This window comes from Micromonospora sp. NPDC000089 (genome assembly GCF_042899365.1).
Classification (GTDB): domain Bacteria; phylum Actinomycetota; class Actinomycetes; order Mycobacteriales; family Micromonosporaceae; genus Micromonospora.
The window spans coordinates 27,136-45,084 of the sequence record NZ_JBIAZT010000012.1; the positions used below are offsets into that span (position 1 = coordinate 27,136).

Below are 17,949 nucleotides of genomic sequence, written 5' to 3' on the forward strand. Positions count from 1 at the left end.
GAGTAGATGATGTCCACGTCCGCAGACAAGGTCGTCGAGGCGCTTCGGGCCTCCCTCAAGGAGACCAGCCGGCTCAAGCAGCTCAACCAGCAGTTGACCGCCGCCGCCCGGGAGCCGGTCGCCATCGTCGCGATGTCCTGCCGCTATCCAGGCGGGGTGTCCACCCCGGAGCAACTCTGGGAACTGGTGGAAGCCGGCGGCGACGCCATCGGCGGCTTCCCCACCGACCGGGGGTGGGACCTGGCCAACCTCTACGACCCGTCCGCCGACCGGGCCGGCCGCTCCACCACTCAGCAGGGCGGCTTCCTCTACGACGCGGCCGGGTTCGACGCCGAGTTCTTCGGCATCAGTCCACGCGAGGCGCTGGCCATGGACCCGCAGCAGCGGCTGCTGCTGGAAACCTCGTGGGAGGCGTTCGAGTCCGCCGGCATCGCCCCGTCGTCGGTGCGCGGCCAGAAGGTCGGCGTGTTCGTCGGCACCGCCGCCAACGGCTACGGCGTCGGATCCGACGGCGGCGCGCTGGACGCCGACGAGGGCTACCTGCTCACCGGCACCGTCACCAGCGTCGTCTCCGGGCGGATCGCGTACGCGCTCGGCCTGGAAGGGCCGGCCGTCAGCGTGGACACCGCCTGCTCGTCGTCGCTGGTCGCGCTGCACCTGGCCGCCCAGGCGCTGCGGGCCGGCGAGTTCGACCTCGCGCTGGCCGGTGGCGTGACCGTGATGGCCAACCCCGGCGCGTTCGTCGGGTTCTCCCGCCAGCGCGGCCTCGCCTCCGACGGGCGGTGCAAGTCGTTCGCCGCCGCCGCCGACGGCACCGGCTGGGCCGAGGGCGTCGGCCTGCTACTGGTCGAACGGCTCGCCGACGCCCGTCGCAACGGCCACCCGGTCCTCGCCGTGCTGCGCGGCAGCGCCGTCAACCAGGACGGGGCGTCCAACGGGCTCACCGCCCCCAACGGCCCCTCCCAGCAGCGGGTCATCCGGCAGGCCCTCAGCAACGCCCGGCTCGACACCGGCGACGTGGACGCGGTCGAGGCGCACGGCACCGGCACCACGCTCGGCGACCCGATCGAGGCGCAGGCGCTGCTGGCCACGTACGGGCAGGACCGGGACGGACGGGACCCGCTCTGGCTCGGTTCGATCAAGTCGAACCTGGGCCACAGCCAGTCCGCCGCCGGCGTCGCCGGCGTGATCAAGATGGTGCAGGCCATCCGGCACGGCCGGCTGCCCGCCACGCTGCACGTCGACACGCCGTCGCCGCACATCGACTGGTCGGCTGGCGCGGTGGAGCTGCTCACCGAGGCCCGGAGCTGGCCGGCGGTGGACCGGCCGAGGCGCGCCGCGATCTCCTCGTTCGGCATCAGCGGCACCAACGCCCACGTCATCCTGGAACAGGCCGACCCCGCGCCCACCCCGGTGCCGGACGCCGACCGGCCGGCGCTGGTCGCCGGGCCAGCCACCGTGTGGTCGATCTCCGCCCGCTCCACCGACGCGCTGCGCGAACAGGCCGCTCGGCTGGCCCGGCACGTCCGCGACCACGCCGACCTCGACCCGGCCCGGCTCGCCTGGTCGCTGGCCACCACCCGGTCGGTCTTCGAGCACCGGGCCGCCGTGGTGGCCGCCGACCCCGCGCAGCTCCTCGCCGGCTTGGACGCCGTCGCCGCCGGGACCCCGGCCGGCACGGTCGTCACCGGCCAGGCCGGCGAGCCGGGGGAGGGCCCGGTCTGGGTGTTCCCCGGCCAGGGCGCTCAGCACGCCGCCATGGCCGCCGAGCTGATCGGCGCCGCCCCCGTCTTCGACGAGGCGCTCGCCGAGTGCCAGGCCGAATTGGACCACTGGCTCGACGTCGACGTGGTCGCCGTGCTGACCGGCGCCGACGACACGTGGCTGAACCGTTCCGAGATCGCCCAGCCGGCGCTGTTCGCGGTCGGCGTGGCACTTGCCCGGCTGTGGCGGCACGCCGGGATGAGCCCGCGCGCGGTGATCGGGCACTCCCAGGGCGAGATCGTCGCCGCCCACGTGGCCGGCGCGCTCACCCTGGCCGACGCGGCCCGGGTGCTGGCGCTGCGGCTGCGGGCGCTGGCCGACGTCGCCGGTACCGGCGCGATGGCCGCGGTCGACCTGCCGGCCGCCGAGCTGGCCGCCCGCCTGCCCGAGGGCGTGACCGTCTCCGTGGTCAACGGCCCGGCCACCACCGCCGTCGCCGGGCCGGCCCGGGTCATCGCCGACCTGATCGCGGAGCTGGTCGCCGAGGGCGTCCGGGCCCGGCAGGTGGCCGTGGACTACGCCTCGCACTCGCCGGCCGTGGCGCCGGTCGCCGACCGGCTCCGCACCGAACTGGCCGGCCTGACCCCGCGCGACGGGGACGTGCCGATCATCTCCACGGTCACCGGCGACTGGCTCGACGGCACCCGGTTCGACGCCGACCACTGGGCCGACAACCTGCGGCTGCCGGTGCTGTTCGACACCGCCGTACGGGCCGCGATCGACGCCGGGCACACCGACTTCGTCGAGGTGTCACCGCACCCCGTGCTCACCATGTCGGTGGCGGCGATCCTGGACGACACCGGCACCACCGGTCACGCGCTGGCCACGCTGCGCCGCGGTGAGGACGCCCGGCTGCGGCTGCTGACCAGCCTCGCTCAGGCCCACGCCCACGGCCTGCCGGTGGACCTGGCCCGGGTGCTCGCTCCCGCGCCGGTGCTCACCGGCCTGCCCACGTACGCGTTCCAGCGGCGGCGCTACTGGCCGGAGCGGATGGCGGCGACCGCCGCCGGTCCGGTCGGCCCGGACGTCGTCGATGTGGAGTTCTGGTCGGCGGTGGAACGCGCCGACGTCGCCGCGCTCACCGCCGGCGACGCCGACCCGGAGGTGCTCGCCCCGGCGCTGCCGCTGCTGTCGTCCTGGCGTCGCGCCCGGCTGCAGCGGGCGGTGCTGGACGGCTGGTCGTACCGGGTGGTGTGGCAGCCGGCCACCGCCGTCGTCGCCCCGGCCGCCGCCGACCTGCTGGTGGTGTCGCCGGCCGGCGACGACCGGGCGGACACCTGGCTGGCCGCGCTCGCCGCCGCGCTGCCCGACGGGTCGACGCTGCGCACGCTGCCCGTCGACCCGGTCCACGCCACCCGCGCGGAGCTGGCCGCGTCGCTCACCGACGAACCGACCGCGATCGTGTCGCTGCTCGGGCTCGCCGACGCCGACCAGCCGGGCCACCCCGGCATCTCCACCGGCCTGGTCGCCACCACCCGGCTGGTGCAGGCCGCCCAGGACGCCGGCCGCACCGCCCCGCTGTGGTGCGTCACCCAGGGCGGCGTGGGCACCGGCCCGACCGAGCCGGTCACCAGCGCCGCCCAGGCCGCGCTCTGGGGCCTGGCCCGGGTGATCGGCCTGGAACACCCCCGGCAGTGGGGTGGCGTGCTCGACCTGCCCGCCGCGCCCGACGCCGCGACCTGGACCGAGGTGGCCCGCGTCCTCACCGGCGGCGGTGACGAGGACCAGTACGCGGTCCGCCCGTACGGCACGTTCGTGCGCCGGCTGGCCCGCACCACCGCCCGTGCCGCCGGGCAGCTCGCCGGCTGGCAGCCGCGCGGCACCGTGTTGATCACCGGCGGCACCGGCGCGATCGGCGCCCAGGCCGCCCGCTGGCTGGCCGCCAACGGCGCCGAGCACCTGGTGCTCACCAGCCGCCGGGGGCTCGACGCCGCCGGGGCCCGCGAGCTGGTCGACGAGCTGACCGCCGACGGGGTACGGGTCAGCGTGGTCGCCTGCGACCTGGCCGACCGGGAGCAGGTCGCCGCGCTGGTCGCCGGCCTGGACGACGTCGCGCCGCTGACCGCCGTGCTGCACGCCGCCGGCATCACCCGGCTGACCGCGCTCGTCGACACCGACCTCGACGTGTTCGACCACGTGATGGCCGGCAAGGTCGCCGGCGCCGCGTACCTCGACGAGCTGCTCGGTGACCGGCCGCTCGACGCGTTCGTGCTGTTCGCGTCCATCTCCGGCGTGTGGGGCAGCGGCGGGCAGGGCGCGTACGCGGCCGCGAACGCCTACCTGGACGCGCTCGCCGAGCAGCGCCGCGCCCGCGGGCTCACCGCCACCTCGATCTCGTGGGGCGCCTGGGCCGAGGGCGGCATGGCCACCACCGAGGAGGCGCAGCGGCTGCTCAGCCGGCGCGGCCTCAACCCGATGCAGCCGGCCGCCGCGCTGCTGGCCCTGCGCCGGGCCGTCGAGCACGGCGAGACCACGCTTGTCGTCGCCGACGTGGACTGGGCCCAGTTCGCGCCCGCGTACGCCTCCGCCCGGCCCCGGCCGCTGCTCGCCGACATCCCGGAGGCCCGGGACGCGCTGACCGAGCGGCCCGCCACCGCCGACGTCGACGACCGGGCCGGCGGACTGCGCCGGGAACTGCTCGACCTGCCCCGCGCCGACCGGGAACGCCGCCTCACCGACCTGGTCCGCGACCACGCCGCCGCCGTGCTCGGCCACGCCGGCAGCGACGCGGTACGCCCCCGGCGCGCGTTCCGCGACCTCGGCTTCGACTCGCTGACCGCGGTGGAGCTGCGTAACCAGCTCACCACCGCCACCGGCCTGTCGCTGCCCACCACCGTCATCTTCGACTACCCCAGCCCGGCCGTGCTGGCCGGTCAGCTCGCCACGCTGCTGCGGCTGCCCGAAGCCGGCGACGCCGCCGCCGACGTCCCCGCCGGCCCGGTGACCGCCGACGAGCCGATCGCGATCGTCGGTATGAGCTGTCGCTACCCGGGCGGCGTCGCGGACCCGGACGGGCTGTGGGAGCTGGTCGCCGAGGGCCGCGACGGCATCACCGAGTTCCGCACCGACCGGGACTGGGACCTCGACCGGCTCTTCGCCGCCGACCCGGACGCGCCGGGCCGCTCGTTCACCCGGCACGGCGGCTTCATCGACCGGGCCACCGAGTTCGACCCGGACTTCTTCGGCATCAGCCCCCGCGAGGCGCTCGCCATGGACCCGCAGCAGCGGTTGCTGCTGGAGGCCACCTGGGAGGCGTTCGAGGGGGCCGCGATCGCCCCGGACGCGCTGCACGGCACCGCGACCGGCGTGTTCGTCGGCGCGTCCCCGTCCGGCTACGGCGCCGGCGACGAGACCCGCGACCTGGACGGCTACCGGCTCACCGGCGGCGCACACAGCGTCATCTCCGGCCGGGTCGCCTACACGTTCGGCCTCGAAGGCCCGGCGGTCACCGTGGACACCGCCTGCTCGTCGTCGCTGGTCGCGCTGCACCTGGCCGTGCAGTCGCTGCGCCAGGGGGAGTGTGACCTGGCCCTGGCCGGCGGCGTGAACGTGCTGGTCACCCCCGGCGCGTTCGTGGAGTTCACCCGCCAGGGCGGCCTGGCCGCCGACGGCCGCTGCCGGTCGTTCGCCGCCGCCGCCGACGGCACCGGCTGGTCCGAGGGCGTGGGTGTGCTGGTGGTGGAGCGGCTGAGTGACGCCCGCCGCAACGGTCACCGGGTGCTCGCCGTGGTCCGGGGCTCCGCCGTCAACCAGGACGGCGCATCCAACGGCCTCACCGCCCCGAACGGGCCGTCCCAGCAGCGCGTCATCCGGGCCGCGCTCACCGCCGCCGGGCTGACCACCGCCGACGTGGACGCGGTCGAGGCGCACGGCACCGCCACCACGCTCGGCGACCCGATCGAGGCGCAGGCGCTGCTGGCCACGTACGGGCAGGACAGGGCCGGCGAGCCGCTGTGGCTGGGCTCGATCAAGTCGAACATCGGGCACAGCCAGGCCGCCGCCGGCGTCGCCGGGGTGATCAAGATGGTGCAGGCGCTGCGCCACGGCGTGCTGCCCCGCACGCTGCACGTCGACGAGCCGACCCCGCACGTCGACTGGTCGGCCGGCGCGGTGGAGCTGCTGACCGAGGCCCGGCCGTGGCCGGCGGTGGACCGGCCCCGCCGGGCGGCGGTCTCCTCGTTCGGCGTCAGCGGCACCAACGCCCACGTCATCATCGAGCAGCCGCCCGCCGTCGAGCCCGAGGTGACCGACCGGCCCGCGCCGCCGTCGCTGGTGCCGGTGCTGGTGTCGGCGCGCGGTGACGGCGGGCTGGCCCGGCAGGCGGCCCGCTGGGCCGACGCGTTCGCCGCGCCGGACCGCCCCGACCTGGCCGACGTGGGCCGCACGTCGCTGACCGCGCGGACCGCGCTGGAGCACCGGGCGGTGCTGCTCGCCGCCGACCACGACGAGCTGACCGCCGGGCTGCGCGCGCTCGCCGCCGGTGGGGCGGCCGACAACCTGGTCACCGGCCGCGCCACCGACCGGGGCCCGGTCGCGGTGCTGTTCTCCGGGCAGGGTGCGCAGCGTGCCGGCATGGGTCGGGAACTGTCCGAGGCGTTCCCGGCGTTCGTCGCCGCGTTGGACGAGGTGTGCGCGGCACTCGATCCGCTGCTGCCGCAGCCGCTGAAGCCGGTGCTGTTCGGCGACGCCGATCTGCTGGATCAGACCCAGTTCACGCAGGCCGGCCTGTTCGCGGTCGAGGTGGCGTTGTTCCGCCTCGTCGAGTCGTTCGGGGTGACCCCCGACTTCGTGGGTGGACATTCGATCGGTGAGGTCACCGCCGCATACGTGGCCGGCGTGCTGTCCCTGGCGGACGCCTGCGCGTTGGTGGCGGCGCGGGGCCGGTTGATGCAGGCGCTGCCGGCCGGCGGCGGGATGCTGGCCGTCGCCGCCGAAGAGGCGGACGTGGCCGCGTCGATCGCGGGGCAGCCGAGTGTGGGGATCGCGGCGGTGAACGGCCCGTCGTCGGTGGTGGTGTCCGGCCCGGTCGACGCGCTCGACGAGATCGAGCACAGCTGGCGGAAGCGCGGTGTCCGGACCCGCCGGTTGACCGTGTCGCACGCGTTCCACAGCCCCCTGATGGAGCCGATGCTGGCCGACTTCCGGGCCGTGCTGGACGGGCTCGCGTTCGATGCGCCGCTGCTGCCGATCGTGTCCAACGTGACCGGCGCGCTCGCCGCGCCCGGCGAGATCAGCACCCCCGACTACTGGGTGCGGCACGTGCGGGAGGCGGTCCGCTTCGCCGACGGCGTGACCGCGCTGCGGGGCGCCGGCGTCGACACGTTCCTGGAGATCGGCCCGCAGAGCGTGCTCACCGCGCTGATCCGCGACACCGACGAGAGTGTGCTGGCCGTCGCCGCCCAGCGCCGGGACCGCGCCGAGCCGCAAGGGCTGCTCACCGCCCTGGCGGAGCTATTCGTCGCCGGCGGGCACGTCGACTGGACCCCGCTGTTCGCCGGCGCCGTCCCGGCCGACCTGCCCACCTACGCCTTCGGCGGCGACCGCTACTGGCTGCGCCCGGCCGGACCCGCCTCCGACGTCAGCCGGGCCGGCCTCGGCGCCGCCGGCCACCCGCTGCTGGCGGCCGCCGTCCGGCTCGCCGGCGAGGACGCGGCCGTGCTCACCGGCCGGCTGTCCCGGTCGACCCAATCGTGGCTGGCCGACCACCAGGTCGCCGGCGCGGTCCTGGTCCCCGGCACCGCGCTCGTCGAACTCGTGCTGCGCGCCGGCGAGGAGTTCGGCCCCTGCCGGGTCCGCGAGCTGACCGTCGCCGCGCCGCTGGTGCTCCCGGCCCTCGGCGCGGTGCGCGTGCAGGTCCGGGTCGGCCCCCGCGACCACGCCGGCTGGCGCACCGTCGCGGTGCACTCCCAGCCCGACGACGACCCCGACGGCGACTGGACCCGGCACGCCGAGGGCCTGCTCACCGCCGCCGCCCCCACCGAGGGGGCCGGCCTCGGCGCGTGGCCGCCGCCGCACGCGGTCGAGACCGACCTCACCGGCTGGTACGACGCGCTCGCCGGCCACGGCATGACCTACGGGCCGGCGTTCCAGGGCCTGCGACGGGCCTGGACGACCGGCGACGACACCGTCTACGCCGAGGTGACGCTGCCGTCCGCCGGCAGCGACCAGGTCGGCGGGTTCGGTGTGCACCCCGCGCTGCTCGACGCCGCGCTGCACCCCACCGCGCTGCTGCCCGGCGACGGCACCACCGGCCCGAAGGCGCCGTTCGCGTTCACCGGCGTCCAGGTGCACGCCGTCGGCGCCCAGACGCTGCGGGTCCGGCTCACCCGGGCCGGCACGGCGGTGCGGCTGCTCGCCGTCGACCCCACCGACCGGCCCGTCGTCACCGTCGACGCGCTGGTGCTGCGCGAGCTGACCGGCGTCACGCCGCCGGCCGCCACCCGCGCCGCCCGGTCGCTGTTCCGGGTCGCCTGGCCGGCCGAGCCGCTCACCCCGGCCGCCCCGCCCGCCACGGCGGTGCTCGGCGCGCCGCTGCCCGCCCTGCCCGACGCCGCCGCCCACCCGGACGTGGCCGCGCTGGTCGCCGCCGGCGGCGTACCCCCGCTGGTGCTGCTGCCGGTGCCGCCGGCCGGGCCGACGCCGGACGCGGTCCGCGCCGCCACCACCGGCGTGCTCGCCGCGCTGCGCGCCTGGCTGACCGCCGACGCGACCGCCGACGCGCGGCTCGTCGTGACCACCCGCGACGCGATGCCCGCCACGCCGGACGACAGCGCCGCCGACCTGGCCGGCGCCGCCGTCTGGGGCCTGGTCCGCTCCGCCCAGTCCGAGCACCCCGGCCGGATCGTCCTGGCCGACCTGGACCGCGACCTCGACGCCGACGTGCTGGCACTGCTCGCGGCCGCCGCCGGTGACCCGGCCGCGGCGCAGCTCGCGGTCCGCGGCGACACCACCCACACCCCCCGACTGGTACGCGCCGACGCCCCACCCGCGACCACCCCGGCCACCTACGACGGCACCGTCCTGGTCACCGGCGGCACCGGCGCGCTCGGCGCGCTGCTCGCCCGGCACCTCGTCACCGACCGGGGCGTGGACTCGCTGGCCCTGGTCAGCCGGCGCGGACCCGACGCCGACGGCGCTGCCGACCTGGTCGACGAGCTGACCGCGCTCGGCGCTGACGTCCGGGTGCTGGCCTGCGACCTCACCGACCGCGACGCCGTCGACCGGCTGATCGCCGACCTCACCGGCGCCGGCCGGCTCGCCGGGGTGGTGCACACCGCCGGCGTGCTCGACGACGCCGTGATCACCGGCACCGACGCCGACCGGCTGGCCCGGGTGCTCGCCCCCAAGGTGGACGCCGCCTGGCACCTGCACGAGGCAACCGCCGGCCTCGACCTCGACCTGTTCGTCACCTACTCGTCGATCGCCGGCGTGCTCGGTTCCCCCGGCCAGGGCGCGTACGCCGCCGCGAACGCCTACCTCGACGCGCTCGCGGTCCACCGCCGCGCCCAGGGCCGGCCCGCGCACGCGCTGGCCTGGGGCATGTGGGACACCGACGGGATGGCCGCCGGCCTCGACAGCGCCGACCGTTCCCGGGTGGCCCGCGCCGGGCTCGGCGTGATCACCGAAGCGGTCGGCGTCGCGCTCTTCGACACCGCCGTCGCCTCCGACACCGCCGCGCTCGTGCCGGCCGTGCTGGACCTGCCGGCGCTGCGCGCCGCCGCCGGCGTACCCCCGATGTTGCGTGCCCTCGCCGGCGCGCCCGCCCGGCGGCAGGCCGGCGCGGCGGCCGACGGCTGGGCCGACCGGCTCGCCCGACTCACCGACGACGAGGCCCACGCCGAGGTGGACCTGCTGGTCCGGGGCCTGGTCGCGCAGGTGCTCGGCCACGGTGGCGCGGACGCGGTGCCGGCCGACCGGGCGTTCCAGGAGCTGGGCTTCGACTCGCTGACCGCGGTGGACCTGCGCAACCGGGTCAACGCCGCCACCGGGCTGCGGCTGGCGTCCACGCTGGTCTTCGACTACCCGACCCCCGCCGCGCTCGCCGCGCACGTGCACGAGCAGCTCACCGGCGCCACCGCCGTGACCCGCGCCGACGCGGCGGCGGTCACCGGCGTGGACGAGCCGATCGCGATCGTCGGCATGGCCTGCCGCTATCCGGGCGGCATCGACAGCCCCGAGGCGCTGTGGGAGCTGCTGGCCGCCGACGGCGACGGCATCGGCGCGTTCCCCACCGACCGGGGCTGGGACCTGGACACGCTGTTCCACGACGATCCCGACCACCCGGGCACCTCGTACGCCCGGGAGGGCGGCTTCCTCGCCGGCGCCGCCGACTTCGACCCGGGCTTCTTCGGCATCAGCCCGCGGGAGGCCCTCGCCATGGACCCGCAGCAGCGGCTGTTGCTGGAGGCGTCCTGGGAGACGTTCGAGTCCGCCGGGGTCGACCCGGCCCGGCTGCGCGGCTCGCGCACCGGCGTGTTCGCCGGACTGATGTACCACGACTACGCCGCCGGGTTGGGGGAGCTGCCGGAGGGCGTGGAGGGGTACCTCGGCACCGGCAACTCCGGCAGCGTCGTCTCCGGGCGGGTGGCCTACACGTTCGGGCTGGAGGGCCCGGCGGTCACCGTGGACACCGCGTGTTCGTCGTCGCTGGTCGCGCTGCACCTGGCGGTGCAGGCGCTGCGGTCCGGGGAGTGCGACCTGGCGCTCGCCGGCGGCGTGACGGTGATGGCCAACCCGGGCACGTTCATCGAGTTCTCCCGGCAGCGCGGTCTCGCCGCCGACGGCCGCTGCAAGTCGTTCGCGGCGTCGGCCGACGGCACCGGCTGGTCCGAGGGCGTCGGCGTGCTGCTGGTGCAGCGCCTGGCCGACGCCCGGCGGGACGGGCGGCGCATCCTCGCCGTGGTGGCCGGCACCGCCGTCAACCAGGACGGCGCGTCGAACGGCCTCACCGCGCCGAACGGCCCGTCGCAGCAACGCGTCATCCGGCAGGCCCTCGCGAACGCGCGGCTGACCACGTCGGACGTGGACGCGGTCGAAGCACACGGCACCGGCACCACGCTCGGCGACCCGATCGAGGCGCAGGCGCTGCTCGCCACCTACGGGCAGGAGCGGGCCGGCGATCCGCTCTGGCTGGGCTCGGTCAAGTCGAACCTGGGCCACACCCAGGCCGCGGCCGGCGCGGCCGGCATCATCAAGATGATCATGGCGATGCGGCACGGCGTGCTGCCCCGCACGCTGCACGTGGACGCGCCCTCCCCGCACATCGACTGGGACGCCGGCAACGTCTCCCTGCTCACCGAGGCCCGGCCCTGGCCGCGGTCGCACCGCCCCCGCCGCGCCGCGGTCTCCTCGTTCGGGGTGAGCGGCACCAACGCGCACGTCATCATCGAGGCGCCGCCCGCCGAGCCGGCTCCCGTCGCCGCCGAGCCGCCGCGCCGACCCGCGCCGGTACTCCTCTCCGCCCGCGACCCGGAGGCGCTCGCCGCGCAGGCCGACCGCTGGGCCCGCCGGCTGGCCGCCGACACCGCCGTCAGGCCGGTCGACGTCGGCTGGTCGTCGGTCACCGGCCGGGCCGCCCTGGACCACCGCGCCGTCGTCGTCGCCACCGACCGCGACGACCTGCTCGCCGGGCTGCACGCGCTCGCCACCGGCACGCCGGCCGGCACCGTGCACACCGGTACGGCGACCACCCGGGGCCGGCTCGCGATCCTCTTCTCCGGGCAGGGCGCGCAGCGTGCCGGCATGGGCCGCGAGCTGTCCGACGCGTTCGATGTGTTCGCCGCCGCGCTGGACGAGGTGTGCGCGCAGCTCGACCCGCTGCTGCCGCAGCCGCTCAAGCCGGTGCTGTTCGGCGACGGTGACCTGCTGGACCAGACCCGGTTCACCCAGGCCGGCCTGTTCGCGGTCGAGGTGGCGCTGTTCCGGCTCGTCGAGTCGTTCGGCGTCACCCCCGACTTCGTCGGCGGGCACTCGATCGGCGAGGTCACCGCCGCGCACGTGGCCGGCGTGTTGTCGCTGCCGGACGCGTGCGCGCTCGTCGCCGCGCGGGGCCGGCTCATGCAGGCGTTGCCGGCCGGCGGCGGGATGCTGGCCGTCGCCGCGCCGGAGCGGGACGTCCTGGCGTCCCTCGACGGCACCCCCGAGCTGGGCGTCGCCGCCGTCAACGGGCCGTCGTCGGTGGTGGTGTCCGGGCCGCTCGACGCGCTGGACGAGGTCGAACGCGGCTGGCGGGAACGGGGCGTCCGCACCCGCCGGCTGACGGTGTCGCACGCGTTCCACAGCCCGCTGATGGAACCGATGCTCGCCGAGTTCCGGGCCGTGCTCGACCGGTTGAGCTTCTCCGCGCCGCTGCTGCCGGTGGTGTCCAACCTGACCGGCGCGCTCGCCGACCCGGCCGACCTGACCCGCGCCGACTACTGGGTGCGGCACGTCCGCGAGGCGGTCCGCTACGCCGACGGGATCACCGCGCTGCGCGACGCCGGCGCGGACACGTTCCTGGAGATCGGCCCGCAGAGCGTGCTCACCGCGCTGACCGGCGACATCCTGCCCGACGCGCTCGCCGTCGCCGGCCAACGACGGGACCGCGACGAGACCGCCGCCCTGCTGGCCGCGCTGGCCGACCTGCACGTGCACGGCGTGCCGGTCTCCTTCCCGCAGTGGTTCGCCGGCACCGGCGCGACCCGGGTCGACCTGCCCACGTACGCGTTCCGGCACCAGCGCTACTGGCTGCCCACCGGCCGCCCCCGCCCCGGCGACGTCAGCGGCGCCGGGCTCGGCGACGCCGCCCACCCGCTGCTCGGCGCCGCCGTCACCGTGGCCGGCGCGGACCTGGTGGTGCTGACCGGCCGGCTGTCGGCGACCACCCACCCGTGGCTCGCCGACCATCTGGTGGCCGGCGCCGTGCTGGTGCCCGGCACCGCGCTCACCGAACTGGCCGTCCGGGCCGGCGACGAGGCCGGCACCCCCCGGGTACGCGACCTCACGCTCACCGCGCCGCTGGTGCTGCCGGCGACCGGCGGCGTGCGGGTGCAGGTGAGCGTCGGCGCCCCCGACGCCACCGGCGGCCGACCGGTCGCCATCCACTCCCAGGCCGACGGCGACGTCGAGTGGACCGCACACGCCGACGGCGTGCTGGAACCCGCGTCCGCCGTCGAACCCACCGTCGACGCCTGGCCGCCCGCCGGGCTGACCGAGGTGGACCTCACCGACTGGTACCCGGCGCTGGCCGGACACGGCCTCACCTACGGGCCGGTGTTCCAGGGCCTGCGCCGGCTCTGGACCGGCGACGGCGAGGCGTACGCCGAGGTCGCGCTCGGCGACGACGCAGCCGGCGAGGCGTCCCGGTTCGGCGTCCACCCGGCGCTGCTGGACGCCGCGCTGCACCCGGTCGGGCTACTGCTCGCCGGCGACGGCCCGCGCGTGCCGTTCACCGTCGAGGGCCTCCAGGTGCACGCCACCGGGGCCCGTGCCCTGCGGGTGCGGCTCACCCGCACCGGCACCACCGTCCGCCTGGTCGCCGCGGACACCGCCGGCGCGCCCGTGGTGTCGATCGACACGCTGGCGCTGCGGGAGCTGACCGGCACGGTCGTCCCGAACGTCGCGGCCCGGTCCCTGTACGCGCTCCACTGGCAGCCGGAGGACGTCACGCCGGCCGACGCCCCGTCCGGCTGGGCCGTGCTCGCTGGGACCGGTGTCGACCCGGCCGAGTCCGGCGTGACCGGCTCCGACCTCGGGCTGCCGGTGTACCCGGGCGTCGCGGCGTTGCTCGGCGCGGTCGACGCCGGCCACGACCCGGCCCCGCGGGCGCTCCTGCTGCCGCTGCCCACCGCCGACCTCCCGACTCCCGACGCGGTGCGCGTGGTCACCACCGACGTGCTCGGCACCGTGCGGTCCTGGCTGGCCGCCGACGCGCTCGCCGGCACCCCGCTCGTGGTCCTCACCCGGGGCGCGGTCTCCGTCGGCGACGACGACCCGGTGACCGATCTGGCCGGTGCCGCCGTCTGGGGTCTGCTGCGCTCCGCGCAGTCCGAACACCCCGGCCGGATGGTGCTGGCCGACCTCGACGCCGATCCGGACGACCGGACGCTCGCCGTGCTCGCGCACGCGGTCACCGACCCGACCGGCGGTCAACTCGCGGTACGGGACGGCCGGGTGTTCGTGCCCCGCCTGGTCCGCGCCGCCTCGACGCCGGGCGTTCCGGCCCCGGCCGACCCGGTGCCGACCGAACCGGCGTCGGACGGTGCCGAGCGGGTGGTGCGGGACGGCACGGTGCTGGTGACCGGTGGCACCGGCGCGTTGGGCGCGTTGGTGGCGGCGCATCTGGTCACCGGGTACGGGGTGCGGTCGCTGGTGCTGGTGTCGCGGCAGGGGCCGGCTGCGCCGGACGCGGACGCGCTGGTCGAGCGGTTGTCCGGGCTGGGTGCGTCGGTGTCGGTGGTGGCGTGTGACGTGACCGATCGGGATCAGGTCGTGCGTCTGGTGGCGGGTGTGGAGGGTCGGCTCGCGGGGGTGGTGCACACCGCCGGTGTGCTGGACGACGGGGTGGTGTCGTCGATCAGCCCGGAGCGGCTGGCGGCGGTGTTGGCGCCGAAGGTGACGGCGGCGTGGTGGCTGCACGAGGCGACCCGCGACCGTGAGCTGGACCTGTTCGTGTTGTTCTCGTCGGTTGCCGGGGTGCTCGGCTCGCCGGGGCAGGCCGCCTATGCGGCGGGCAACGCGTTCCTGGACGCGCTGGCGGCACGACGCCGGCAGGACGGACTGCCCGGGATCAGCCTGGCGTGGGGGATGTGGGACACCGCCGGGATGGCGGCGTCGTTGTCGGAGGGGGAACGGCAGCGGTCGGCGCGGGCCGGGTTGACACCGATGAGCGTGCAGACCGGTCTGGACCTGTTCGACGCCGCGCTCGCCGAGGGCCGTCCGGTGCTCGTGCCGGCCGTCGTCGACGTACCGGCGTTGCGGTCCGCGCTCGGCGCCGGCCCGGTGCCGGCGGTGCTGCGTACCCTGGTCGGTCCGACCGCGGCCCGACGGCAGGCCGGCGCGGGCGGCGACTGGGCCGACCGGCTCGCCGGCCTCGACCCGCAGGACGCCCGCGCCGAGGTCGACCTGCTGGTCCGGGGCCTGGTCGCGCAGGTGCTCGGCCACGCCGGGGCCGGCGCGGTGCCGGCCGACCGGGCCTTCCGGGAACTCGGGTTCGACTCGCTGACCGCGGTGGACCTGCGCAACCGGGTCAACGCGGCCACCGGGCTGCGGTTGCCGTCCACGCTCGTCTTCGACCACCCCAGCCCGGCGGCGCTCGCCGAACACCTCTACGAACAGGTCTCCGGCCGGATCAGCGCCCGCCGCGCGGCGGTGCGGGCGGTCGACACCGACGAGCCGATCGCCATCGTCGGCATGGCCTGCCGGTATCCCGGCGGCGTCGACAACCCGGAGCAGCTCTGGCAGCTCCTGTCGTCGGGGCGGGACGGCATCGTCGAGTTCCCCGCCGACCGGGGCTGGGACCTCGACACGCTCTACGACCCGGACCCGGACCACGCCGGCACCTCGTACGCCCGGCACGGCGGCTTCCTGGCCGGCGCCGCCGACTTCGACCCCGACTTCTTCGGCATCTCGCCCCGCGAGGCGGTCGCCATGGACCCGCAGCAGCGGCTGCTGCTGGAGGCGTCCTGGGAGAGCTTCGAGTCCGCCGGCGTGGACCCGGCGGCGTTGCGCGGCTCGCGTACCGGCGTGTTCGCCGGGGTCATGTACCACGACTACGCCTCCCGGCTGGCCGACCTGCCGCCGGACGCCGAGGGCTACGTCGGCACCGGCACCTCCGGCAGCGTGCTGTCCGGCCGGGTCGCGTACACGTTCGGGCTGGAGGGCCCGGCCGTCACCGTGGACACCGCCTGCTCGTCGTCGCTCGTCGCGCTGCACCTGGCCGGGCAGGCGTTGCGCTCGGGCGAGTGCGACCTGGCGCTCGCCGGTGGCGTGACGGTGATGGCGACGCCCGGCACGTTCATCGAGTTCTCCCGGCAGCGTGGTCTGTCCCCGGACGGCCGCTGCCGCTCGTTCGCCGCGTCCGCCGACGGCACGGGCTGGTCCGAGGGCGTCGGCGTGCTGCTGGTGCAGCGGCTCTCCGACGCGCGTCGTGAGGGCCGGCGGATTCTCGCGGTGGTGCGGGGTACGGCGGTGAACCAGGACGGCGCGTCGAACGGGTTGACCGCGCCGAACGGTCCGTCGCAGCAGCGGGTGATCCGGCAGGCTCTGGCGAACGCGCGGCTGAGCACCGCCGACGTGGACGCGGTGGAGGCGCACGGCACCGGCACCACGCTCGGTGACCCGATCGAGGCGCAGGCGGTGTTGGCGACGTACGGGCAGGACCGGGAGACGCCGCTGTTGCTCGGGTCGGTGAAGTCGAACCTGGGTCACACGCAGGCCGCGGCCGGGGTCGCCGGGATCATCAAGATGGTCCTGGCGATGCGCCATGGCATCGTCCCGCCGACGCTGCACGTGGACGAGCCGTCGCCGCACGTCGACTGGACGGCCGGGGCGGTGAGCCTGGCGACGGAGGCGACCCCGTGGCCGGTGGTGGACCGGCCGCGTCGGGCGGCGGTGTCGTCGTTCGGGATCTCCGGCACCAACGCCCACGTCATCCTGGAACAGCCACCTGCCGGCGAACCGGCCGGTCCGACGGCCGACGGTGACGTGCCCGGCGCCGGCGACGTCCTGCCCGGAGGCGCGGACGACTCCGGCGACGTGACCGCGGGCGGGCCGGTGCCGGTGCTGCTGTCGGCGCGTACCGACGGGGCGCTCGCCGCGCAGGCCGGCCGCTGGGTGGCCTGGTTGGCCGGCGACGAGACGCTCCGTCCGGTCGACGTCGGATGGTCGTCCGCCACCACCCGTACCCCACTGGAACAACGCGCTGTGCTCGCCGTCACCGACCGGGACGACCTGCTGGCCGGGCTGCGGGCGTTGGCGGCCGGTGAGCCGTCCGCCGTAGTGGTCGCCGGTGGTCGGGAGCAGCGGGACCGGGTCGCGGTGCTGTTCTCCGGGCAGGGCGCGCAGCGTGCCGGCATGGGTCGGGAGTTGTCCGAGGCGTTTCCGGTGTTCGCCGCCGCGTTGGACGAGGTGTGCGCGCACCTGGACCCGCTGCTGCCGCAGCCGTTGCAGCCGGTGCTGTTCGGCGACACCGATCTGCTGGACCAGACGCGGTTCACGCAGGCCGGGCTGTTCGCGGTCGAGGTGGCGTTGTTCCGTCTGGTGGAGTCGTTCGGGGTGACCCCGGACTTCGTGGGTGGGCACTCGATCGGTGAGGTCACCGCCGCGTACGTGGCGGGTGTGTTGTCGCTGCCGGACGCGTGTGCGCTGGTGGCGGCGCGGGGCCGGCTGATGCAGGCGTTGCCGGCCGGTGGTGGGATGTTGGCGGTCGCGGCGCCGGAGGCCGAGGTGGCCGCGTCGATCGCGGACCACGGAACGCTGGGCGTTGCGGCCGTCAACGGCCCGTCGTCGACAGTGGTCTCCGGTGACCTGGACGCGCTCGACGAGGTCGACCGTGCGTGGCGGGAGCGGGGGGTGCGGACGCGTCGGCTGACCGTGTCGCACGCGTTCCACAGCCCGCTGATGGAGCCGATGCTGGCCGAGTTCCGTACGGTCCTCGACGGGTTGACGTTCGCCGCGCCGCTGCTGCCGATCGTGTCCAACGTGACCGGCGCGCTGGCGGCGGGCGACGACCTGCGCACGCCGGACTACTGGGTGCGGCACGTGCGGGAGGCGGTGCGGTTCGCCGACGGTGTGACCGCGCTGCGGGCGGCCGGGGTGGACACGTTCCTGGAGATCGGCCCGCAGAGCGTGCTCACCGCGATGACCGCCGAGATCCTGCCCGACGACGAGACCGTCGTCGCAACCGCGGTGCAGCGCCGGGACCGGGACGAGGCGGACGCGTTGCTGGCCGGGCTGGCCGAGCTGCACGTGCACGGCGTCCGCGTCGACTGGGCGCCGTGGTTCGCCGGCACCGGCGCGACCCGCGTCGACCTGCCCACCTACGCGTTCGCGCACCGGCGCTACTGGCCGGCGACCGCCCGCCGCCGGGGCGACGTGTCCGGGGCCGGGCTGAGCGACGCCGCGCACCCGCTGCTCGGCGCCACCGTCGACCTGGCCGGCGACGGCGAGGTGGTCCTCACCGGCCAGCTCTCCCTCGCCACCCACCCC

At 76.5% G+C, this 17,949-nt stretch carries 1 protein-coding gene (only partly in view); it reads left to right on the forward strand.

What is annotated here, in order from left to right:
• The first annotated feature begins 9 nt into the window (after positions 1 to 9).
• Positions 10 to 17,949 carry the 5' portion of a type I polyketide synthase gene (locus ACFY3U_RS21305; protein WP_387204286.1) on the forward strand. 11,898 nt of this gene lie beyond the right edge of the window, so 17,940 of the gene's 29,838 nt are visible here — the first part of the coding sequence; it begins with the start codon at positions 10 to 12; the stop codon falls past the right edge of the window.